The organism is Bacteroides sp. 3_1_23 (assembly GCF_000162555.1).
Classification (GTDB): Bacteria; Bacteroidota; Bacteroidia; order Bacteroidales; family Bacteroidaceae; genus Bacteroides; species Bacteroides ovatus.
On record NZ_GG774949.1, the window covers coordinates 936,975 to 958,576 of the forward strand.

Annotated in this window: 17 protein-coding genes; 4 read left to right on the plus strand and 13 right to left on the minus strand. The window is 43.0% G+C overall.

All coding sequences use genetic code 11. The features are described from left to right. Positions 1-16: 16 nt before the first annotated feature. The 4 genes from HMPREF9010_RS20770 to HMPREF9010_RS20755 all read right to left on the minus strand — a co-directional run bounded on the left by HMPREF9010_RS20770 (position 17) and on the right by HMPREF9010_RS20755 (position 5,297). Positions 17-2,215 (minus strand): S9 family peptidase, encoded by a 2,199-nt coding sequence (locus tag HMPREF9010_RS20770; protein ID WP_008647039.1) that lies wholly within the window; start codon positions 2,213-2,215, stop codon positions 17-19. A 14-nt stretch (positions 2,216-2,229) separates the two neighbouring features. Further along, on the minus strand, positions 2,230-2,790 hold the full coding sequence (locus HMPREF9010_RS20765; RefSeq protein ID WP_004296702.1) for an ORF6N domain-containing protein: 561 nt from the start codon (positions 2,788-2,790) through the stop codon (positions 2,230-2,232). 145 nt (positions 2,791-2,935) lie between these two features. After that, positions 2,936-4,375, minus strand: a complete 1,440-nt coding sequence (locus tag HMPREF9010_RS20760) for a class I SAM-dependent RNA methyltransferase (RefSeq protein WP_008647040.1) — start codon at positions 4,373-4,375, stop codon at positions 2,936-2,938. A gap of 16 nt (positions 4,376-4,391) precedes the next feature. After that, positions 4,392-5,297: a serine O-acetyltransferase gene (locus HMPREF9010_RS20755; RefSeq protein WP_004302952.1), complete on the minus strand. Its 906-nt coding sequence runs from the start codon at positions 5,295-5,297 to the stop codon at positions 4,392-4,394. A gap of 122 nt (positions 5,298-5,419) precedes the next feature. Here HMPREF9010_RS20755 and HMPREF9010_RS20750 point away from each other — a divergent pair, with 122 nt between their 5' ends. Next, a complete protein-coding gene (locus tag HMPREF9010_RS20750; RefSeq protein ID WP_008647041.1) occupies positions 5,420-7,471 on the plus strand; it encodes a histidine kinase in 2,052 nt (683 codons plus the stop codon). Beyond that, on the plus strand, positions 7,468-8,247 hold the full coding sequence (locus HMPREF9010_RS20745) for a LytR/AlgR family response regulator transcription factor (protein WP_004324209.1): 780 nt from the start codon (positions 7,468-7,470) through the stop codon (positions 8,245-8,247). The genes HMPREF9010_RS20750 and HMPREF9010_RS20745 overlap by 4 nt, the downstream gene beginning before the upstream one ends. Before the next feature lie 88 nt (positions 8,248-8,335). Here the strand turns inward: HMPREF9010_RS20745 and HMPREF9010_RS20740 are convergent, their stop codons facing one another. Both HMPREF9010_RS20740 and polA read right to left on the minus strand, forming a co-directional pair. Next, positions 8,336-8,731 carry a DUF3836 domain-containing protein gene (locus tag HMPREF9010_RS20740; protein ID WP_004296707.1) on the minus strand — a complete coding sequence of 132 codons (396 nt, stop codon included), beginning with the start codon at positions 8,729-8,731 and terminating at the stop codon, positions 8,336-8,338. A 390-nt stretch (positions 8,732-9,121) separates the two neighbouring features. Further along, complete coding sequence (polA, locus tag HMPREF9010_RS20735) at positions 9,122-11,971, minus strand: DNA polymerase I (protein ID WP_008647043.1); 2,850 nt, start codon at positions 11,969-11,971, stop codon at positions 9,122-9,124. 88 nt (positions 11,972-12,059) lie between these two features. Between polA and HMPREF9010_RS20730 the strand changes: the two genes are divergently transcribed. Continuing rightward, positions 12,060-13,034, plus strand: coding sequence for a polyprenyl synthetase family protein (locus HMPREF9010_RS20730; RefSeq protein ID WP_008647045.1), 975 nt, complete (start codon positions 12,060-12,062; stop codon positions 13,032-13,034). Here HMPREF9010_RS20730 and HMPREF9010_RS20725 read toward each other — a convergent pair whose 3' ends face one another. The 7 genes from HMPREF9010_RS20725 to mnmG all read right to left on the minus strand — a co-directional run bounded on the left by HMPREF9010_RS20725 (position 13,035) and on the right by mnmG (position 20,352). Continuing rightward, positions 13,035-13,715 (minus strand): DUF1266 domain-containing protein, encoded by a 681-nt coding sequence (locus HMPREF9010_RS20725; RefSeq protein ID WP_008647047.1) that lies wholly within the window; start codon positions 13,713-13,715, stop codon positions 13,035-13,037. 394 nt (positions 13,716-14,109) lie between these two features. Continuing rightward, positions 14,110-15,012 (minus strand): deoxyribose-phosphate aldolase, encoded by a 903-nt coding sequence (gene deoC, locus HMPREF9010_RS20715; protein WP_008647049.1) that lies wholly within the window; start codon positions 15,010-15,012, stop codon positions 14,110-14,112. Then, positions 14,999-15,337: a nucleotide pyrophosphohydrolase gene (locus HMPREF9010_RS20710; protein WP_004296714.1), complete on the minus strand. Its 339-nt coding sequence runs from the start codon at positions 15,335-15,337 to the stop codon at positions 14,999-15,001. Before HMPREF9010_RS20710 ends, deoC begins: the two co-directional genes overlap by 14 nt. 19 nt (positions 15,338-15,356) lie before the next feature. After that, complete coding sequence (gene dtd / locus HMPREF9010_RS20705; protein ID WP_008023798.1) at positions 15,357-15,809, minus strand: D-aminoacyl-tRNA deacylase; 453 nt, start codon at positions 15,807-15,809, stop codon at positions 15,357-15,359. Between the two features lie 170 nt (positions 15,810-15,979). Then, the gene (gene uvrC / locus HMPREF9010_RS20700) at positions 15,980-17,815 is read right to left on the minus strand and encodes an excinuclease ABC subunit UvrC (protein WP_008647050.1); all 1,836 of its coding nucleotides are present in this window, start codon (positions 17,813-17,815) and stop codon (positions 15,980-15,982) included. 69 nt (positions 17,816-17,884) lie between these two features. Beyond that, entirely contained in the window at positions 17,885-18,415 is a 531-nt protein-coding gene (locus HMPREF9010_RS20695) for an adenine phosphoribosyltransferase (protein ID WP_004296718.1), read from the minus strand. Positions 18,416-18,465: 50 nt separating this feature from the next. Beyond that, positions 18,466-20,352, minus strand: a complete 1,887-nt coding sequence (gene mnmG, locus HMPREF9010_RS20690; protein ID WP_008647051.1) for a tRNA uridine-5-carboxymethylaminomethyl(34) synthesis enzyme MnmG — start codon at positions 20,350-20,352, stop codon at positions 18,466-18,468. 850 nt (positions 20,353-21,202) lie between these two features. Between mnmG and HMPREF9010_RS0123960 the strand changes: the two genes are divergently transcribed. Continuing rightward, the gene (locus HMPREF9010_RS0123960) at positions 21,203-21,583 is read left to right on the plus strand and encodes a hypothetical protein (protein ID WP_004304438.1); all 381 of its coding nucleotides are present in this window, start codon (positions 21,203-21,205) and stop codon (positions 21,581-21,583) included. The last annotated feature ends 19 nt before the right edge of the window (positions 21,584-21,602 follow it).

Here is a 21,602-nt window from a genome sequence, read left to right on the forward strand (position 1 = left end):
GTGGACTTCACAGGTTTTATAAGTTCTGCTCAAAGTACCGGGTGATTTTCTCGTGCAGATGTACACGGTCGCGGCCTGCTACGTTGTGCTTGTGGCACGGGTAGATAAACAGGTCGGGATAAGTGCGGGCATCTACACAGGCTTTCATGAACGACAGGGTGTGTTGTGGCACGCAGGTGTCGTCGTGGTCGTCGTGAATAATCAATAGGTGACCTTTCAGTTGGCCGGCAAGGTTTTTCAGATTACATTCTTTGTAGCCTTCCGGATTGCTTTCCGGTGTGTCCATATAGCGTTCGCCGTACATTATTTCATAGTAACCCCAGTCGATTACCGGACCTCCGGCAACGCCTACTTTGAATATCTCCGGGTAACGGAGCATCAGGGCGGTAGTCATGTGACCTCCAAAGCTCCATCCATGTACGCCGATGCGCTCGCTGTCTACGTAGGGGAGGGATTTCAGGAATTCAACGCCTTTTACCTGGTCTTTGCCTTCTTCGATGCCGAGACGGCGGAAGGTGGCATTTTCAAATGTTAGTCCGCGGTTGCTGCTACCGCGATTGTCGATGGTGAACATGATATAGCCTTTGCTTGCCATGTATGTGTCCCATCCGCGTGCGCCGTTCTGCCATCCTCCGGTGACGCATTGCGCGTGAGGGCCTCCGTAGACATATACGATTACGGGATATTTCTTAGCCGGATCGAAGTTTGCCGGCTTCATCAGGCGGTAATGCAGGTCGGTAGTGCCGTCTGCCGCTTTGATTGTTCCGGTTTCGATGCTTGGCATCTGGTATCCGTCGTAAGGATTTTCGGATGTCAGCAGGTTGGCTGTTTCTTTGAAGTTTTTGGTGTCTACCAGGTTGATGACGCGGGGTTGGTCTTTGGTGGAATAACGGTCGATAAGGTATGTGCCAGAGGCGCTAAGTGTTCCGCTATGTTCGCTTTCCTTGCAGTTCTCGAACGGCTGGCTTATCTTTCCATTACTTACGTTTACTGCAAAATGGCCGCTTCTCAAGCCTTCTACGGCAGTGAAGATGACCTCTTTACGCTTTGTGTTGAATCCCAGGATTTCGCTGACCAGCCAGTTGCCTTTGGTTAGCTGTTTTACTTTACCGGCCTGGAAATAACTACCGCCGTTGGCACTATTATAGGTTTCACCTTTCATGTTTGCTGCATTTGTCTCAAAGAGATAAAGGTGATTGTAGCCGTCACGCTGACTTTGATAGATGAACTTGGTAGGGTCCCACGGCAAAAATACGATGGGGTTTTGCGGTTCAACGTATTTAGGGTGCATTTCTTCATAGAGAACTCCCATGGGTTCTCCTGTCTCTGCGTTGTACTGGCAGAGTTTGGCATGATTCTGGTCGCGGTTTACTTCGATCAGGTAGAGGCTCTTTTCATCCGGTGCCCAGCTGATGTTAGTGAAATAACGGTCTGTCGGATCGCCTGCATTCAGATAAATGCTTTTACCGGTAGCAGGGTTGTAAATGCCTACTTTTACCTGATGGCTCGTCATTCCGGCCATCGGATAGCGTACGTTATTTACTTCGCCTACACGTGCAGTGATGTCTACAAGCGGGTATTGTGTCACCATGCTTTCATCCATACGGTAGAAAGCGAGCAGGTTACCTTTCGGACTCCAGAAAGTTCCTTTGTTGATACCGAATTCATTGCGGTGCACTGTTTGTCCGCAAACGATGCCTTCGGGTTCATTGGTTACTGCTTTCTCATTCACATATAGATTGTTATCTATCGTGTAAGCCACATTTCCACTGGCTGCGCAATAGTCTTCATTATTTGCCCCGTCCTTTGGTTTGAAAGTGCTGATAACCTGATTGTTCTTGAAATCATATACAATGAACTCTCCTGCTATCGTGAATAGCATTTGTGCCTTGTCTGTCCATAGAAAACGGACGGAATACAGGTGTGATAATTTTCCTGCCTTGTTTTCTTCAAGCACTTTGTTGATTTGCTCGCGAGTGATAACCATTGTTTCTTTCCCGGTTTTGGGTTGAATTGAATAAAGGGTATCTACTCCTGGCTTGATACATTCGTCGCCCCACCATTGCAGCCCGTACAGGTTTTCTGCATAGAGGTAACTCTCGCCGCCCGGAATCAGTTCTTCCAGCGTCGGTTTTTTGGTTTCTTGTGCCATAACATTGAATCCGATTGGTAGTGCCAACAATAACAGAATGGCTCTTTTTCCAATTTTACTCATTGCTTTTTTCTTTATTATTTGTTTTTAAATCCTTCTATTTTTACTCTGTCCAAAGGAGTCTGTCTTGATTGGATAATTGCACTTATTTTAGCAAAGGCATTAAATAGGTCGTCAAATTGTTTTTCGTAACTTTCCCTATCAGAAGTAATATCTTCTTCGAGATATTCGATGCGTTGTTTTAATTCTTCCAACTCCTTTTTAGGTATATTGGATAGAAGATATTGGCGCATACGTACAAAAGCACGGATAATATTGATATTTACTTCCACAGCGGTCTTGGACTTGAGGACGCTGGATAACATAACTATACCATATTCAGTAAATGCAAACGGAAGATATTTGATGTTATATCCTTGTCCTGTTTTCAAGGTCGCAATTTGCGACCTTGAAATTGCAACTTCTTCTTTTGTTAGCTCGAACATAAATTCAGCAGGAAAGCGTTCAATATTACGACGCACTTGTTCCTTGAGGCGTTTAGTCTCAACTCCATACATTTCTGCCAAATCAAAGTCAAGCATAACTTTTTGCCCTCTGATTTCGTATATTTTGTTTTCTATAATGGCTATATCATCCATCTTTTTTTGTTTAGACAGGTTCCAATTTGTGACTGAACATTAGAACTATGATGTAAACTTGAAGTTCCAATTTGGAATTTCAAGTTTTTAATTAATTATTAACTAGCGAATTACAGGGTAAATAAGTTGTTGGGATTATAACCGCTTATTCCTCTTCCTTCTTCGGAATCCTCGGCTCCCGATTTCCCCTAAATTCTCTTGGCCCTCTCGAATCTCTTCCTCCGCGGAATTCTCCCCGTGGCTTTCTATCTCTGTCGCCGCCTTTGAAGTCGCCACCTTCTCTGCGTGGCTTGTATTCTCCCTCTCTGCGAGGTCTGGACTCACTATCCCGGCGTGGTTTGAATTCACCTTCTCGACGTGGCTTAAACTCTTTTCTTTCTCTGAATCTTGGAGCCTGTTCACCTTCACCCTCTTTCTTCTCTTCGCCCTCTTCCTGGCTCTTGAACTCTTTATATTTTCCGTCAAAAATCTCATATTTGCGGAATTCACACTCCAACGGTCCATTGAACAAAGGAACCTTCTGGCTTGCCTTCAACCCAATCTGGTCGAAACACTCTTCCCGATAAGAAAGCACCCATGCTTCGTTTCCTACAAATGCATGTTTCAGACGTTCGCCGATCATCTGGTAAAGACCGAGCAAATCATTCGTAGAGATACGTTCCCCATAAGGAGGATTGGTGATGATGATTGATTTCTCTTTCGGCTGTTCGAACTGCTGGAACGGTTGCAATTTCAACACGATATCTTTCGATACACCGGCAGCTTTTATATTGTGAGTTGCAATCTCATTCGCTTTCGGATTGTTGTCATACCCATAAATTTTATGAGTAAACTCACGCTCCTGACTGTCGTCATTGTAAATCTCATCAAACATATCCGCATCGAAATCCACCCATTTCTCGAAAGCAAACCCTTTACGGAATACTCCCGGAGCGATATTCTTAGCAATCAGTGCGGCTTCTACAGGGATAGTACCCGAACCACACATCGGATCGATCAGATCACATTCTCCACGCCATCCGGTCATTAAAATCATGCCGGCAGCCAATACCTCATTCAACGGAGCTTCTACCGCTTCCTGGCGATAACCGCGACGGTGAAGTGATTCTCCGGACGAGTCCAACGACAAGGTACAGGTAGTCTGTGCAATATGAATGTTCAGAAGTACATCCGGGTTGTTGATGCGTACCGACGGACGTTTACCCGTTTTCTCGCGGAAGTAGTCCACAATCGCATCTTTCACCTTGTACGAAACGAATTTCGAATGGCGGAACTCCTCACTGAATACTACTGCATCGATAGCAAATGTCTTGTTCACATCGAGATATTCTTCCCATGGAATAGCCTGTATTTGATTGTAAACCTCGTCAGCATCTTTGGCCGTAAAGTTCTTGATGGGTTTCAGGATACGGATGGCGGTACGTAGACAGAAATTAGCCTTGTACATCATACGTTTATCTCCTGTAAATGAAACCATACGACGTCCTATTTGAATGTCGTTGGCTCCTAATGCTGTCAGTTCTTCTGCAAGTATCTCTTCCAGTCCCTGGAAAGTCTTGGCTATCATCTCGAATTGTTCGCTCATATAGATTCTTTTGATTTTATTTTTTTGCTTTAGTTTGTACGATTCTTGCTCCTGCGGGCACGTTTTCCGTTACCCAGATATTACCGCCTACGGTTGCATCACGCCCGATGGTGATTCTTCCCAGAATAGTGGCGTTGGAATAAACAATTACATTGTCTTCCAGGATCGGATGGCGGGGGATTCCCTTGATCGGTTTTCCGTCGGCATCCAGCGGGAAACTCTTGGCTCCCAGCGTGACACCCTGATATAGTTTGACGTTGTTTCCGATGATACTCGTGGCGCCGATTACGACACCCGTACCATGGTCGATGGTGAAGTGAGTGCCAATCTTTGCGGCCGGATGGATATCAATTCCCGTTTCGCTATGCGCCATCTCCGTGATGATACGGGGAATCAGAGGAACACCCAGTTCCAGCAATTCATGCGCGATACGGTAATTGCTGATCGCTTTAATGGCCGGATAACAGAATATGACCTCTCCATAGCTTTCGGCAGCCGGGTCACCGTTGTAGGCGGCTTCCACATCTGTTGCCAGTATCTTCCTCATGGCGGGTAACTTACTGATGAATTTAGCAGCAAGACGTGCAGCTTCTTCTCGTTTGGAGTCGGAGCAGACGTTGCATTTCCCCTCTATGGAAGTGCTAAAACATAATCCGGCCAGGATTTGCTCACAAAGTAAATCAAACAATTTTTCAATGTTTACACCGATGTGATAATTGATGGTCCGGCTGTTAATAGTAGAATTTCCGTAATATCCGGGGAAAAGAATGGAGCGTGAAAGCTCAATAATTTCATACAAGACTTTTGCAGAGGGCAGTGGTTCGCCATCTTTGTGCTGATGAAACAGTCCTTTATAAGATTCGCTTTCCGATAGCTCATCGACTGCCTGTGTCAAAATGTGGGTGAAGTTCAGTGGACTCATTAGGTCAGTTGCTCATATTTATATGGGCACAAAGGTATTAAAAAAATAATAAAATTCGCTGGGATTCAGGATAAATAATGTATTTTTGTCACATTCAAAACATGACATGAATAAGGGGACTGATGAATCAGAAGACTGCTATGAAACTATTTGGACTGTTGGGGCTGTTGATGTTGTTGAGTTGCGGATATGCTGATAGACACCGCAATAGCTCTTCATGCGAACAGGCGTTGGTTGATTCTCTGGAAGTTCGTGTACAGGATTCTTTGTTTTCCAATGTGCATTATTCCCGCTCACAACTGCTTGAGGCACTGACGCAGACGCAAGATTCCCTGGTTTATTATCGTCTGCTCGCCCTTTACGGGAAAACATTTTTTGTCTCTTCCGATTTTGATTCTATACTCTATTACAACCGCCGGGTAAAAGAATTTTCCCGCAATGCTTCCCAATCTTCTGAATCTCTCCAGTCTCCACGATGGAATGATGTATTGTCCGATGTCTATAATATCGAAGGCAACGTATGGATGCAACTGAACCGCCCTGATTCTGCAATTATCGACTATAAGAAAGCCTATGGATATCGCCTGAAAGGAAAAAAACTACACCTGCTTCCGGATATTTGTATCAATATAGCTGATGCCTATCTGCATCGCAGTGACTTGGCGCACACTGCTTTGTATTACCGGCGCGCCCTGTTTCTCTGTGATTCTTTGAACTTGTCCGAGCACACGAAATTTCCTGTCTACTACGGATTGGGGCAGACTTACATGGAACTGCGCGATTTCGATTTATCCAATCATTACTATGAATTGGCCGGGCAGTTCTTCGATGAAATGAACGTGAGCGAGCAATGGACCTATCTCAACAATCGCGGCAACCATTATTATTACCGGAAAAACTATCAGGAGGCTTTGAAATATATGCGCAGGGCCAATGCACTCGTATCTTCTTATCCGCAGATGGTGTTTGAACAGAACTTTATCAAAGTAAACCTGGGAGAATTGTACTTGCTGACTGACAAACTGGACTCCGCACAGATCTGCCTAGACGAAAGTTATCGTTTCTTCTCCGATATACAGCATAACTCGGCTGTTCATTACATTGAAACCCAGATGATTGAACTGGCATTGAAGAAAGGTAATATAGCCCAAGCGAAGACTATGATCGCCCGGACTGCTCCTGTGGGGCATCTTGACGCCAATATGTTGACTATACGCAATCAGTATCTGCAACATTATTTTGAGCATACCGGTGATTATCGCCGTGCCTATGAATACCTGAAACGTGATTGCCATCTGGACGATTCCATCCGGAGCGAACGGATACAGATGCGTGTTGCCGAATTGGATATGCGTTACCGGCAGGATACGATAGTGCTTCGTAAGGAAATGAAGATTCAGCGACAGGCGGCAGAGATGAGAGTGCTCAAGTTGAGCGTATCTATCTGGGTACTTGTCTGCGTGTTGCTTGTGGCAGGGGTAGTGATAGTTGTCTGGTATATGCGTAAAAAGAGGGAGTTTCTTCGCCAGCGTTTCTTCCAGCAAATCAACCGTGTCCGCATGGAGAATTTGAGAAGCCGGATTTCTCCTCATTTTACTTTTAATGTACTGGGACGTGAGATCAATCAGTTTAACGGCTCGGAAGAGGTGAAACATAATCTGATGGAACTGGTGAAATATCTCCGTCGTAGCCTCGAACTTACCGAGAAATTGAGCGTATCTTTGCAAGACGAACTGGATTTCGTCCGTACATACATCGAACTGGAACGTGGACGTGTCGGAGAAGATTTTGTCGCAACAATCACGGTGGAGGACGGTTTAGATGCAACCCGCATCATGATTCCATCTATGATTGTGCAAATTCCGGTGGAGAATGCTATTAAACATGGACTGGCGGGAAAGGACGGAAAAAAGGAGCTAATGGTATATGTTTCCCGTGAAACAAATGGGATTCGCATAACGGTTACCGACAACGGACGCGGGTATCTCCCGCAGGTAGTTTCCGCCACACGGGGTACTGGTACAGGATTGAAAGTGTTGTATCAGACCATTCAATTACTGAATACAAAGAACAAGAGTGATAAAATACGTTTTAATATAACCAACAGAAGCGATGGACAAACCGGTACGGAAGTGTCGGTATATATCCCGTTTCGTTTTTCTTATGATTTATGATGGAGACAGAAGAAAAGTATAAGGTAGTCATCGTTGACGATGAACGTACAGCGATTGATGCTTTGCGCCGAGAGTTGGAGCCCTATCGTGAATTTGAAGTAAAAGGAATCGCAGGGAATGGTGCAAAAGGTAAAAAGATGATTATGGAGTTGCATCCGGACTTATTGTTTCTTGATGTGGAACTTCCGGATACGTTGGGACTCAATCTATTAAGTGAAATCAGGGAGGATATTTTGTGGGATATGAAGGTTGTGTTTTACACCTCTTATGACAAATACTTGCTTCAGGCGTTGCGTGAGTCGGCTTTCGACTTCCTGCTGAAGCCTTTTGAAGCAGAAGACCTGAAAGTAATTATGGACCGTTACCGGAAGGCTATGAGCTCTACTTCGCTTCCTCTTTTGCCTTCTTTTGCTTCTTCTATTAGTGCATTGATGCCCCAGCAAGGCATGTTTATGATTAGTACAGTGACAGGCTTCAAACTCTTGCGACTGGAAGAAATCGGCTTTTTTGAATATCTGAAAGATAAACGTCAATGGCAGGTGGTCTTGTTTAATCAAACTTGTCTGAATTTGAAGCGAAATACAAAAGCAGAAGATATTATCAGTTATTCACAAGCTTTTGTACAGATTAGCCAATCTGCTATTGTAAATGTTAATTATCTGGCAATGATTGATGGTAAATGCTGTCAACTTTATCCGCCTTTTCACGATAAGAACGATCTGATTATTTCCCGAAGTTATCTAAAAGAACTGCAAGAGCGTTTCTTTGTTTTGTAGTGTAGACCTCATATTATGAAATACGCCACTTCTTCAGCAGAAGCGGCGTATCCTTTTGTTAGAATATTAGAATGAGAGAGAATTTATGTTACATATTTGTATTATCCATCGTAACGGTCATTTCGGGTACCAGTACGTAGGCTTGTTTTTTAGCGTTCCATTTATAATAATTCGTAGTAACGGTCTTGCCTTCATAAGTGTAATTGATGCGTAGGTCTTTTTCCCATGCGTCTTTGCTATTGTTCCATTTCAAGGCCTCGCTTTCAATCATACGTTTGTTGTCATCGTACTTGTAGTTGTACTTCATGTAGTTGGCAAGTGTATTTCCGTCCATTTTGTAAACGGTTTGTCCCACTGTCATGCCATTCTCTTCGATTGGATTATAAATCAATTGATTATCGTAGCTACGTGCAGAAGTAGCAAGCGATACAACAAGAAGAGCTGCAGATAAAACGAACATTTTTAAAGATACTTTTGCTTTCATGGCTATTTAAGTTTTTGGGTTATACTTTCATTTGTCTACCAAATACATTGGTTTTATGCTGCAAATCTACATATTAATTTGGTATTTATGCATTTTTGAAGATAAAAGATTGTCAAAATGTCAAGAGTGAAGGTGGGTGATAACTAGCTTTTTGCCAATATTGGTGACAAAAAAATATCCGGCAGTCAATCTGCCGGATATAGAATGAATCACTTCGTCGAAAAAGGAATCTTTTTTCTAGCTTTCTGGATACAGAGTTAAATAATGTTATTACCCAGACTTGCCTCCATTTTGTAAGCGGAGGTCCCTGATAAGGTGGAGTCTCCTTGTGTAATTAGTGTCTAAAAGATAGCAATTCCTTATTGAGGTGGCCTTTATTCACTTGATGGTTTAATGTGCCTCAAGCCAGTTTTTGCCCCATCCGCAATCTGCTTTCAAGGGGACGTGCATGCGGTATGCTTTCTCCATTTCTTCGATGACGATTTCTTCTACACGCTCTTTTTCATTGACAGGAACGCTGAAATTTAATTCGTCATGTACTTGCAGGATCATTTTGGCTTGTATTCCTTCGGTCTGGAACCGTTGATAGATACGTGCCATTGCTACTTTTATAATATCTGCCGCACTTCCCTGGATAGGGGCGTTGATGGCATTTCGTTCCGCATATCCGCGTACAACGGCATTCCGCGAATTGATGTCCGGTAAGAAGCGCTTCCGATGGAAGATTGTTTCCACATAGCCTTTTTCCTGGGCCACCTGAATGCTTTTATCCATATATACTTTCACTCCCGGATAAGTTTCAAAGTAACCGTCGATTAACTCTTTGGCTTCTTTACGATCTACATTCATTCGTTCGGCAAGACCAAATACGGATATGCCATAGATGATACCGAAATTGGCAGTCTTGGCTTTACGGCGCATGTCGGAACCTACGTCTTTCAGGTCGATCTTATAAACTTTGGCAGCAGTGGCCGCATGAATATCGTGATTGCTAAGGAAAGCATCAATCATATTCTTATCCTCGCTAAGGTGTGCCATGATGCGCAATTCAATTTGCGAATAGTCGGCAGAGAAGAAGAGGCAGCCTTCATCGGGGATGAAAGCCTTGCGGATTTCTTTTCCATTCTCGTCGCGGATAGGGATATTTTGTAAGTTCGGATTGCTTGAACTAAGGCGTCCCGTAGCGGTTACAGTCTGGTTGAAAGAGGTGTGCACCCTTCCTGTACGTGGATTGATAAGCTGAGGGAGTGCGTCGATATACGTGCCCAATAGCTTTTTCAGTCCGCGATGTTCCAGAATCTTTTCTACTACCGGATGTTTGTGCCGGAGGCTTTCGAGCACTTCTTCTGAGGTGACGTACTGGCCGGTCTTAGTCTTTTTTGCCTTCTCTACGATTTTCAGTTTGTCAAACAGTACCTCACCGACTTGTTTGGGCGAAGCGATATTGAAAGTCTCACCGGCTAATTCGTAAATCTCTTTTTCGATTTGCTCCATCTGGGCGGTGAAATGGGCGGACGATTGCTTCAATGCTTCCGTATCCAGCAATACTCCGTTTCGTTCTATATTAACTAATACGGGAACTAGTGGCATTTCTATATCATAGAACAAACGTTCTGCATCATTTTCTTTCAGTTCTTTCTCCAATACATTTTTCAGTTTCAGAGTTACGTCTGCATCTTCGCAGGCATATAGATATACATCTTTCGGGTCGAGATCGCGCATGTTCTTCTGATTCTTTCCTTTGGGACCTATCAGTTCGTCAATGTGGATAGTCTGATAGTGCAGGTAAATTTCCGCAAGATAATCCATGCCATGACGAAGTTCCGGTTGAAGAACATAATGAGCGATCATCGTATCGAAAAGTGGACCTTTTACTGTTGCGCCATAATTTTGAAGAACAATCATGTCGTACTTGATATTTTGTCCGACTTTTAACGAATTCTCATTTTCGAAGACCGGACGGAACTCATTTACGATTTTTAACGCTTCGTCTTGGTCCGATGGTACGGGAACATAAAAAGCTTCATTCTCTGCAATCGAAAAGCTCATTCCGACTAATTCGGCATCCATTGGTTCGGTTCCGGTGGTTTCCGTATCTAACGAGAGAATTTTCGATGTAAGTAACTTTTGAATAATTTCCTGCCTTTTCTCCTCTGTATCAATAAGTTGATAGCTATAAGTGAGCGATTCTAACGTCTCTAGGTTCGATTTTTTTGCTTCACCCGGTTCATCGGGCGTGAAATTCGCAAATAAATCGCCTTGCATTCCGCCTCCTTCTTCGGGAAAAAGTGGAAGAGGAGAGGGGGCGCTTTTCCCAGTGGCAACTTTGCTTCCGGTGGCAGAGGTTATTCCGTTTCCGGAAATATCTTTTTTGAGCACCCGGTCAATGAGTGTTCTAAATTCTAATTCCTCGAAAATGCTACGAAGTGAATTTTCGTCTGCTTCTTCGCGGACAAGAGCATCCATTTCAAGTTGGATGGGGACATCGATTTTAATGGTGGCGAGAAATTTCGAGAACGTAATCATTTCCCGGTTAGTTTCCACTTTTGTTTTCAATGCTCCTTTCAGTTGGTCGGTATGTTCCAATAGGTTTTCGATGCTTCCGAATTCGGAGATTAGTTTTTGAGCAGTCTTTTCTCCTACTCCGGGACATCCGGGGATGTTATCCGAAGAGTCGCCCATCAGTCCGAGCATATCGATCACCTGTACCGGAGACTGAATGTCAAACTTGGCTTTCACTTCCTCAACGCCCATCACTTCGAAACCTCCTGTGTGTTTAGGGCGATACATAAATACTTTGTCACTTACCAGCTGCCCGTAATCTTTGTCGGGAGTCATCATATAGGTAGTGATACCCTGGCGACCGGCTTCGGTAGCGAGTGTACCTATCACATCATCGGCTTCATAGCCTGCCACTTCCAGAATAGGGATGCGGTAGGCGCGTATAATATCCTTTATAATAGGTACGGAAAGACGGATTGCCTCCGGAGTTTCTTCGCGTTGTGCTTTATATTGTTCAAAAGCTTCGTGGCGGAAGGTGGGACCTGCGGGGTCGAAGGCTACTCCTATATGAGTGGGATTCTCTTTTTTCAGTACTTCTTCGAGGGTGTTCACAAAACCCAGTATGGCTGAAGTGTTGAATCCTTTGGAATTGATTCTTGGGTTCTTAATAAAGGCGTAATACGCCCGATATATCAATGCATAAGCGTCTAAAAGAAATAATTTATTACCTGAATCCATAGATTTAATTAATTTTTCATGGTAAAAGTACAAAAAAATACGGTATTAAGCGTTTTATTATTACTTTTGTGCTCAAATTGTGTAATAAATGGACAGTATCTCACTTATCAGAACTCCGATTGAAGCGGAACTGGGCGACTTCAAAGAACTTTTTGATAGTTCTCTCTCCAGTTCAAATGCATTGCTCGATAGCGTCGTATCTCACATACGGCAGAGGAATGGTAAGATGATGCGGCCTATTCTTGTTTTACTCGTGGCGCGTCTTTATGGCGCAATATGTCCTTCCACTCTTCATGCGGCTGTTTCACTGGAACTCCTTCATACGGCTAGCCTGGTACATGATGACGTAGTGGATGAAAGTTCCGAACGTCGTGGACAGCTTTCGGTAAATGCTATCTTTAATAATAAAGTAGCCGTGCTGACGGGTGACTATTTATTGGCAACCAGCCTCGTACACGCTGAACTGACAACCAGCCATCGTATTATTCAGCTGGTGTCCACTCTTGGACAGGATCTTGCTGACGGTGAGTTGCTTCAACTTTCAAATGTAAGTAATCACAGTTTTTCCGAGGAAGTCTATTTTGATGTAATCCGCAAGAAAACTGCTGCTCTTTTTGCTGCCTGCACAAAGGCTGCCGCTTTCTCGGTAGGTGTGGGTGAGGGGGAAGCTGAACTTGCCCGTTTGCTGGGCGAATATATTGGTATCTGTTTCCAGATAAAGGATGATATTTTCGATTACTTTGATAATAAGGAGATTGGTAAACCTACGGGTAATGATATGCTTGAAGGTAAACTGACATTACCCGCTTTGTATGTGCTGAATACGACGAAAAACGAGGAAGCGCAAGAAATTGCAATCAAGGTAAAGGAGGGTACGGCTACTCTCGATGAAATAGCTCATTTGATTTCGTTTATTAAAGAAAACGGAGGTATTGAATATGCGGTTCAGACTATGAATGTCTATAAGCAAAAAGCCTTCAATCTATTGGCTTCTTTACCGGATTCTGATATCTGTGCAGCTCTCCGGGCTTATCTGGATTACGTAGTAGACCGCGAAAAATAGTTACCTCCGGTATTTTGCCAGAAGTGAATAGCACAATAATAACCGGTCCCAATCTTCTATCTTTTCCGATTTCATCGCTTTTCCTAAAAGGAAACTCTTGTCTATTTCTTCCGCTGTATGAAGATCTAAAGAGCATAATTTGGCGGCTTGCTCTATGTAGTCCCAGGCTTTCTCTTTGGTGATGTGACCACATGCTTGGGAGGCGCGCGCCAGGCTCACAAGCAGTCCCATATCCCATCCGATAATGCCTTTTTCCAAGTCATTTATCCATATAATAGGGTCCCTTCTTTCCTCTGTATATTTCACAAATTTGTATAGATTCTTTCCTTGACGGATAAAGCGTTCCACTCCGAAAAAACGCTTTTGAATGATGTTTTCGAACTCGTTGATGTTCTCTGTAGAGAGTAAATAGGGGAGCATAATCTGGTAGGAGACTCTGTCGCCTTCGTTGATAAGGAACTGGAATAGTCCGGTGGCGGACTCATTATCGGTGCAGTGAAACTCCTCTGTTAGCAGTTTGGATAGCTTTTGCGGATGGATTCCGGTCTCTATGGAGTTGAGATAGAAGCCTTGCAGTCCGGCTTCCATATAACCGATGCGTAGCCCCTTCTTTTTCTCTGCTCCGAGGATGAGGTTCAGAGGGTTGTGATTGAATCTTAAGGTTCTTGTATATGCGTCCATCCTAATACCTCCAAAGGTTCATGAAAAGCGTGAGAACTGTTGCCATGTATTTTCCTGAGGCTTCGGCAAGCCGTTATGAGTATACAAGCAACAGTCCCACGCTCCATTCGATATATAACAAAAGTATATACATGAAGGTGCGTGAGACCCGTTTGCTTATTACCATTCATAACTTTGAATTTTGCCGAATTCCAGGAATTGGTAATAAATGAAACGTTCTCTAATATAACTAATTAGCTATATTTTCATCGCTAAACCTTTTACAAAGATAAGTATTTTTCTGAATTCTCCTGTAACTATCTTTAGATTTTCTTAAATAAAAAATACCGCGTCGGTTCCCGGAGTACGGGAATCGCGCGGTAAGGCGTATTTGATTGCTAATGTAGCCTTTAGCTTAGAAGAACTTGATTTCTTCCCCTTTGATGTCAGAAAGAAGGAGGTTGGCTAAGCGGCTGGTTCCCAGGCGGAACAGTTGATTATCCAGCCATTCTTCACCCAATAGCTCTTTTACAATTGTGTAGTAAATAATCGCATCATTAACGGTATTGATGCCACCTGCCGGTTTGAATCCAATCTTGATTCCGGTCTTCTGGTGGTATTCTTTGATGGCTTCACACATCACGTAAGCGGCTTCCGGAGTAGCGGCAGGCTGTTGCTTACCGGTGGAAGTCTTGATGAAATCTGCGCCCGAATACATGGATAGGATAGAGGCTTTCTTGATGTTGGAAGTGCTCTTTAGTGCACCAGTTTCGAGGATCACTTTGAGGTGGCGTTCCTTGCAAACTTCCTTTAATTCCTGTATTTCTTCACACATTCCTTCGTAGTCTCCGCTTAGGAATTTGCCGATGGAAATGACAATATCTATTTCATCTGCACCTTCTGCGATTGCTAATGCTGTTTCTGCCACTTTTACTTCAATGAATGTCTGCGAAGAGGGAAAACCTCCTGATACACAGGCTATATTGACTCCGTCTACCTCCAGCGTATTCTTAACGATGGCTGCAAAATTGGGGTATACACAGATTGCTGCAACATTTTTAAGATCAGGATATTCGTCGTCAAACTGATTGACTTTTTCGGTAAAGTGCATCACACTTTTGTCACTGTCTGTACTATTCAAAGTAGTCAGATCAATACAGTTGAACAGGAACTTCTTAACGTCTTCCGTGTTGTTTGCCGGCACTTTTTTCTCAATCAATTCAGCTACGCGAGCTTGAATATCTGCATCGCTCAGATTGGTATTATACTTTGCCAATGCGGCATTGTACTTGTTGGGCTGTGAGTTATTCTCTTCCATGATCTTTCAGTTTTGGGTTGTTGATATGTCTTTTATTATCTCGTTTCGTTTTCTTATCCATGCTTTTCTGGAAAGCAGTGGTTATGTCTACACCTGTCTGGTTGGCAATGCAGAGAAGCACCCATAAAACGTCTGCTATCTCTTCATCTATATTATCTTTCTCTCCCTCTTTAAAGGATTGATCTCCATATTTGCGGGCCATGACGCGCGCCAGTTCTCCTACCTCTTCCGTGAGAACTGCCATATTGGTCAACTCGCTGAAGTAGCGGACACCGTATGTTTTCACCCATTGGTCCACTTGTTTCTGTGCTTCTTCCAGAGTCATAATTGTTGATGGTTAGTTATTATTCTTTGTTTTTTGTATCCATGCATATAGTAACGGGACCGTCGTTTAAAAGTTCAACTTTCATGTCCGCTCCAAAGATGCCTGTACCTATTTCTTTTCCCAATGCACCGCTTAAATCTTTGCAGAATTGTTCGTAGAGTGGGATAGAGACATCTGGCTTGGCAGCTTTGATATAGGAGGGGCGATTTCCCTTCTTGGTAGAAGCGTGTAACGTGAACTGGCTGATAACCAGAATCTCACCTCCATCTTCTAAGATAGATTTGTTCATTACACCATTCTCATCATCAAAGATACGTAGATTTACAATCTTCTTGCAGAGCCAGTCGATATCTTCCTGCCCGTCTGCTTCTTCAATACCGACTAATATCAGCATCCCTTTCCCAATGGACGACTTACAGTGTCCTTCAATAGTTACTGACGCATGGCTTACCCGTTGTATGACTATTCTCATTGTTATTTATTCTATTTCATGATTAGGAAAGGCAAATTTACAAAATTCAGAAGAGAAAACGGTGTGTTGATGGGAAAATATTGTGAATTCGCTCCGTAGTCAATAGGACCATTCGTTATTGTTTGTTGTCAATTCGCTATCTTGGGTGCCGCCTTGGCTGACGTATTTCCTTATTGTTGTTCGTTATTCAAACCTTCTTTTACAGTCTTGGCTTTCGCTTCTCCAATCACAGCGGCAATCTCCTCAAAAGAGGCTTCTTTGATCCGTTTTACGCTCTTAAATTCTTTCAGAAGCGCTGTTTTTGTCTTTTCTCCAATCCCTTTGATATTGTCTAATGCCGATGCTATCTGCCGTTTGCTGCGTTTATCACGATGGAAACTGATGGCAAAGCGGTGCACCTCATCCTGAATCTGTGTCAGCAAACGGAATAACGGGCTTTGCTGTTTGATACCGATAGTCTGCGGAGGAAATCCAAAAAGCAGTTCCGATGTGCGATGGCGATTGTCCTTTGCCAGTCCGGCAATCGGGATTGTTAAGTTCAGCTCATCTTCAATCACCTCTCTAACGACCTCCATTTGGCCTTTTCCACCATCGGTGATAATCAGGTCGGGCAGAGGGGTGCTTTCTTCAATAGCGCGCTGATAACGTCTTCTGACGACCTCTTTCATGGATGCATAGTCGTCAGGTCCTACAACCGTCTTTATATTGTATTTCCGATAATCCTTCTTTGAGGGTTTAGCCTTTTTAAAGACAACGCAAGCGGCCACGGCATCAGAACCCTGTATGTTTGAGTTGTCAAAGCATTCAATTTGCAAAGGCGGTCTGTCCAGATGCAACTCTTGCTGTATCTCTTTCATTAATCGCATACTTCTTTGCTCCGGATTCAGCTTTTCCGCCTGTTTTAGACGGTCGGCTTTGTATTGCTTCACGTTTAGAATCGAAAGATCCAGCAATTTCTTTTTATCTCCCCGCTGTGGAACGGTAAATACGATGTTATTTAGCTCCAAATCAAGTTCAAAAGGCACTATAATCTCTCTGGATTGACTCTTATAGCGTTCCCGCATTTCGATAATACCCAGTGTCAAAAGCTCCTCTTTTGATTCATTCAGCTTCTTTTTATATTCGAATGTAAACGCCTGGTTAATGGCGCCGTTTGTAATATGCAGATAGTTGATGAAAGCGGAATTGGACTCGTCCTCTTCAATAGAAAATACATCTATGTTGTGCAATACAGCGCTTACTACCTCCGATTTGGAACGGTAGTTTTCTATCAGAAGATATTTCTCTTTCACCTTCTGTGCTTCTTCAAACTTCATCTCACCGGCTAATGTCTGCATCCTTTCCAGTAGCATACGGCTGATTTCTTGTGTGTTTCCTTTCAGGATCTCTTTGATTTCATCAATGTTTTTGAGATAATCCTCCTGTGATTGTAGCCCGATGCATGGTCCTGCGCAGTTCTTTATATGATATTCCAGGCATACGTTAAACTTACCAGCCCGTATATTCTCCGGAGTTAGGTTTAAACTGCAAGTTCGCAAAGGATATAAATGCTTTATCAGATCCAGTACCGCATACATGGATGGTATGTGACTATACGGTCCATAATACGAAGAACCGTTCCTGATAATCTTCCTTGTTCTGAAAACTCTGGGAAAATACTCGTTTTGTACGCAAATAGAAGGGTATGTCTTGTCATCCTTTAATAGAACGTTGTAGCGCGGCTTATATTTCTTTATCAGATTATTCTCCAGCAATAACGCATCTTCTTCCGTGTTGACTACAATATAACGAATATCGGCGATTTTGCTGACCAGCACTCGTGTCTTTCCCGGTTCATGCTCTTTGCTGAAGTAGGAGTAGACTCTTTTCTTTAGATTTTTAGCCTTTCCAACGTATATAATTGTGCCCTCCGTGTTCAAGTATTGGTAAATACCCGGTTTCTCGGGAAGGTTGGCTACAATCCCTTTCAAATATTCATTGGCTCTGCTTTCTGGTTCTGTATTCATAATTGTTAGGTACGAAAGATCGCTAGCTGCTTACTTTTGACACATTCTCTGCAAATAGAGGCAAATCCTTTATAAAGACAATACCGATTCTACTTCTACGTCATCTCCGAACAAAGATTTTCCATTCAGTTCTTTCAATTCGATGATGAAGTTTACATATACCTTTTTAGGCTTTAGTCTTTTCACCAATTCGCAAGCTGCTTTCATGGTGCCTCCTGTTGCCAGCAAATCATCATGTAGTAGAATTACGTCGTTTTCGTCCAGTGCATCTTTGTGAATTTGCACCGTGTCTTTGCCATACTCCTTATCGTAGCTTTCTTCAATCGTTTCTGCTGGGAGTTTGCCCGGCTTGCGGATTGGAATAAAACCGGCGTTCAGACGGGTTGCCAGAATCGGTCCCATAATAAAGCCTCTTGATTCTATACCCACCACTTTGGTGATTCCTTTATCCTTATACATATCGAACATGATATTGGATAATTCCTGCAAGCACCATGGATCTTTGAATAGAGTAGTGACGTCGTAGAACAGGATTCCGGGAATCGGAAAATCGGGTACTTCCCGAATGCTTTTGATTAGTGTTTCTTTGCTCATAATCATTGAATTATATTGTTTCTTTAAATGCTTTGTTTCACGTGAAACGTTGCCGCTTATCGCCCCGAAAGCACCAGCAACACATTGATATCGCTTGGAGAGACTCCCGGAATTCTGCTCGCTTGCGCGATTGTTTCCGGATCTATCTTTGCCAGCTTTTGCCGAGCTTCGGTGGAAAGGGATTGAATGGTGGAATAGTCGAATTTTCCTTTAATCTTAATACTCTCCAATCGTGCTAGTTTTTCAGCTATCATTCTCTCTCTATCAATATATCCTTGATACTTGATTAGGATTTCGGCAGCTTCGAGAATCTCTTCTTTCCGGTCTTGATCCGAACTCGTCGCTTTTTCCAGTTCGCGTTGAAACGCCGGAACATATTCTGCTATATTTTCTATTGTCACTTGCGGGCGGTTCAGAATCTCTATCAACTTACAACCTTGACGTAGGGGAGTTGTCCCTATCTTTTCGAGAGCATCGTTGATTAGTGCCGGTTTCATCGAATAGTTGCGCGCGAAAGAAATGATTTGTTCCACAGCTTCTTTCTTGCTTCTTACTAGCTGATATCGATCTTCTTTTGCCAACCCAAGCTTAAATGCTTTCTCTGTTAAGCGCATATCGGCATCATCCATGCGAAGCAGAATACGGTATTCCGCACGCGAGGTAAACATACGGTAAGGCTCATCCACACCTTTGGTAACCAAATCGTCGATTAATACGCCAATATATGCTTCATCGCGAGCTAAAGTAAATGTTTCTCCGCCGTGGCAGTTGATGTGTGCATTGATACCGGCTATCAATCCTTGTCCTCCAGCTTCCTCGTATCCGGTGGTTCCGTTTACTTGTCCGGCAAAGAACAAGTTTTTTATAATCTTCGATTCCAACGTATGTTTTAATTGAGTCGGATCGAAATAGTCATATTCGATAGCGTATCCCGGGCGATAGATAACCAGATCTTTGAAAGCCGGGATTTGTTTTAATGCTGCAATTTGTATTTCCATCGGAAGCGAAGAAGAGAATCCGTTAAGATATAACTCTTGTGTCGTTTCTCCTTCCGGTTCGAGAAATAACTGGTGCTGATCTTTATCCGGGAAAGTGACAATCTTGGTTTCGATGCTCGGACAATAGCGTGGCCCGATACTTTGAATCTGTCCGTTGAACAGGGGAGAATCCGGCAAACCTTCACGCAGAATCCGGTGTACTTCTTCATTGGTGTAGCATGTCCAGCACTGAAGTTGCTTTAAGTGGTGCGTGCTAGTATTCATGAATGAGAACTTGTGGAAGTCCGATTCGCCGTCTTGTGTTTCCATCTGGTCAAAATGAACACTACGTGCGTCGATTCGTACCGGAGTACCGGTTTTCATCCTTCCGTAAGAGATACCGTGACGGGCGATGGATTCGGTTAGCTGATAAGAAGCCGGCTCGGCCATTCTTCCTCCCGGTAATTTGTGATGTCCTACATGCATCAGTCCGTTGAGGAAAGTTCCTGTGGTGAGCACAATGCATTTCGCTTTGAAGGTGACGCCCCATGCGGTGACCAATCCAGTGACCTCACCGTTTTCAACGAGCAGTTCACATACGGTATCCTGCCAGATATGAAGGTTGGGTGTATTTTCCAGTTTCTCTCGCCAGGACCAAATGAACTTAGCCCGGTCGCATTGGGCGCGGGGGCTCCACATGGCTGGACCTTTCGAGCGGTTTAGAATTCGGAATTGAATGGCAGTCTCATCTGTCACTAATCCCATCTGTCCACCCAATGCATCTATTTCACGTACAATTTGTCCTTTGGCGATTCCTCCTACAGCCGGATTGCAACTCATCTGTCCAATCTTGTTCATGTCCATGGTGATGAGACAAGTCTTGGAACCTAAATTAGCAGCGGCTGCCGCTGCTTCACAACCAGCATGTCCGGCACCAATTACAATTACGTCGTACTTAAAATCCATTCCTATCTTATTTATTATCAAACGCTGCAAAGTTACAGAAAAGTTGCGAGACTTCTATCTTCAAGCTGTTTTTGCTTCTGAAAATCCGGGGAGGAATCCGGCTTAACTGAAAAAAAACGCCGTAATTTCGGGTTAGAAATATGCAGATTGTTCGAAAATAGGCCGCTTATTGGCTTTTGTGATTGTATATTTTTGGATGGAATGGCAATAGTTTGTCTTTTCAATCCCCTGTTTTGCTTTCTTTTTGTTAGTTATGTGCTTGCTCAATTATGAGTGCAACTAGAGAGTAAAAGGAAAGATTTGTTGAAAATACGGATTGCTGTGGGAATAAACTTGGGGTTTACACTCAAAATCTACCCTACGTCTTGACATAAGTCAAAAAAACAAGCCTGAATGTGTTTTTTTTGTATAATGGCTTTTGTTGTTTTCGCAAACAGCTATACCTTTGCAGCGTAGTTGTGAAACTACTTATATTTTTAGGTATTAGAAAAAGGTAATAATTAAAAGGTATTGGTTTATAAAATTAAGGTATTAGATTTTAAGATTAGTTTTTAGGAAAAAGATTGTTTTGATTAGGTATTAGGAAAAAGACGTTTTCAGGTAACGAGTAAATGAAAGATGAAGAAAAAGAAGAATCCCATTTATGGGGATTCTTTAAATGTGGAGCGGAATGATTCGCTCTTTTTTTGTACCCTTTCGTTTTCAACTATTATTTTCTTTTGCTTCTCATTTGAACTGTAAGGTAAGCTCGTTTAAGTTTCTTTTTGGTCAATTTGCTATTTGCTTGGATTCAATTAGTTTCAACTGTAGTGTACTGAATAAGTTGACACTTCTTAAATTCGAAATTCACATGGAAGAATTAAAAAAGAAGTACACTCCTTACACAGAATCTGAACGAATGTCGTATATTCGTGAGTATTTATCGACTTCCGAAACGAAATATCAGTTTGCCAAGCGTACGGGTATTTGCCGTCGTTTGCTGATTCTTTGGCTTGATAAGTATCATATAAATGATAAAGTTATGAGTACAGAACAACCCTCTTTAAGAAAAGACTCTGATGAGTCTCTCAATGAACTGGAGAAAGAACTCGCTGCATTGCGTGCCGAAAATCGCAAGCTTCAACGTGCTCTTCAGGAGGAAAGTCTTCGTCATGAAGCTTGTGAGGAATTGATTAATCTTGCGGAGTCAACCTATCACATCAAGGTTCGAAAAAACTCCGATGCCAAGTAATCGACACCTTGTCACAGGG

Excerpts from the sequence above, each read along its gene's own strand:
- HMPREF9010_RS20770 (WP_008647039.1), bottom strand. The coding sequence starts at position 2,215 with ATGAGTAAAATTGGAAAAAGAGCCATTCTGTTATTGTTGGCACTACCA.
- HMPREF9010_RS20765 (WP_004296702.1), bottom strand. The coding sequence starts at position 2,790 with ATGGATGATATAGCCATTATAGAAAACAAAATATACGAAATCAGAGGG.
- HMPREF9010_RS20760 (WP_008647040.1), bottom strand. The coding sequence starts at position 4,375 with ATGAGCGAACAATTCGAGATGATAGCCAAGACTTTCCAGGGACTGGAA.
- HMPREF9010_RS20755 (WP_004302952.1), bottom strand. The coding sequence starts at position 5,297 with ATGAGTCCACTGAACTTCACCCACATTTTGACACAGGCAGTCGATGAG.
- HMPREF9010_RS20750 (WP_008647041.1), top strand. The coding sequence starts at position 5,420 with ATGAATCAGAAGACTGCTATGAAACTATTTGGACTGTTGGGGCTGTTG.
- HMPREF9010_RS20745 (WP_004324209.1), top strand. The coding sequence starts at position 7,468 with ATGATGGAGACAGAAGAAAAGTATAAGGTAGTCATCGTTGACGATGAA.
- HMPREF9010_RS20740 (WP_004296707.1), bottom strand. The coding sequence starts at position 8,731 with ATGAAAGCAAAAGTATCTTTAAAAATGTTCGTTTTATCTGCAGCTCTT.
- polA (WP_008647043.1), bottom strand. The coding sequence starts at position 11,971 with ATGGATTCAGGTAATAAATTATTTCTTTTAGACGCTTATGCATTGATA.
- HMPREF9010_RS20730 (WP_008647045.1), top strand. The coding sequence starts at position 12,060 with ATGGACAGTATCTCACTTATCAGAACTCCGATTGAAGCGGAACTGGGC.
- HMPREF9010_RS20725 (WP_008647047.1), bottom strand. The coding sequence starts at position 13,715 with ATGGACGCATATACAAGAACCTTAAGATTCAATCACAACCCTCTGAAC.
- deoC (WP_008647049.1), bottom strand. The coding sequence starts at position 15,012 with ATGGAAGAGAATAACTCACAGCCCAACAAGTACAATGCCGCATTGGCA.
- HMPREF9010_RS20710 (WP_004296714.1), bottom strand. The coding sequence starts at position 15,337 with ATGACTCTGGAAGAAGCACAGAAACAAGTGGACCAATGGGTGAAAACA.
- dtd (WP_008023798.1), bottom strand. The coding sequence starts at position 15,809 with ATGAGAATAGTCATACAACGGGTAAGCCATGCGTCAGTAACTATTGAA.
- uvrC (WP_008647050.1), bottom strand. The coding sequence starts at position 17,815 with ATGAATACAGAACCAGAAAGCAGAGCCAATGAATATTTGAAAGGGATT.
- HMPREF9010_RS20695 (WP_004296718.1), bottom strand. The coding sequence starts at position 18,415 with ATGATTATGAGCAAAGAAACACTAATCAAAAGCATTCGGGAAGTACCC.
- mnmG (WP_008647051.1), bottom strand. The coding sequence starts at position 20,352 with ATGGATTTTAAGTACGACGTAATTGTAATTGGTGCCGGACATGCTGGT.
- HMPREF9010_RS0123960 (WP_004304438.1), top strand. The coding sequence starts at position 21,203 with ATGGAAGAATTAAAAAAGAAGTACACTCCTTACACAGAATCTGAACGA.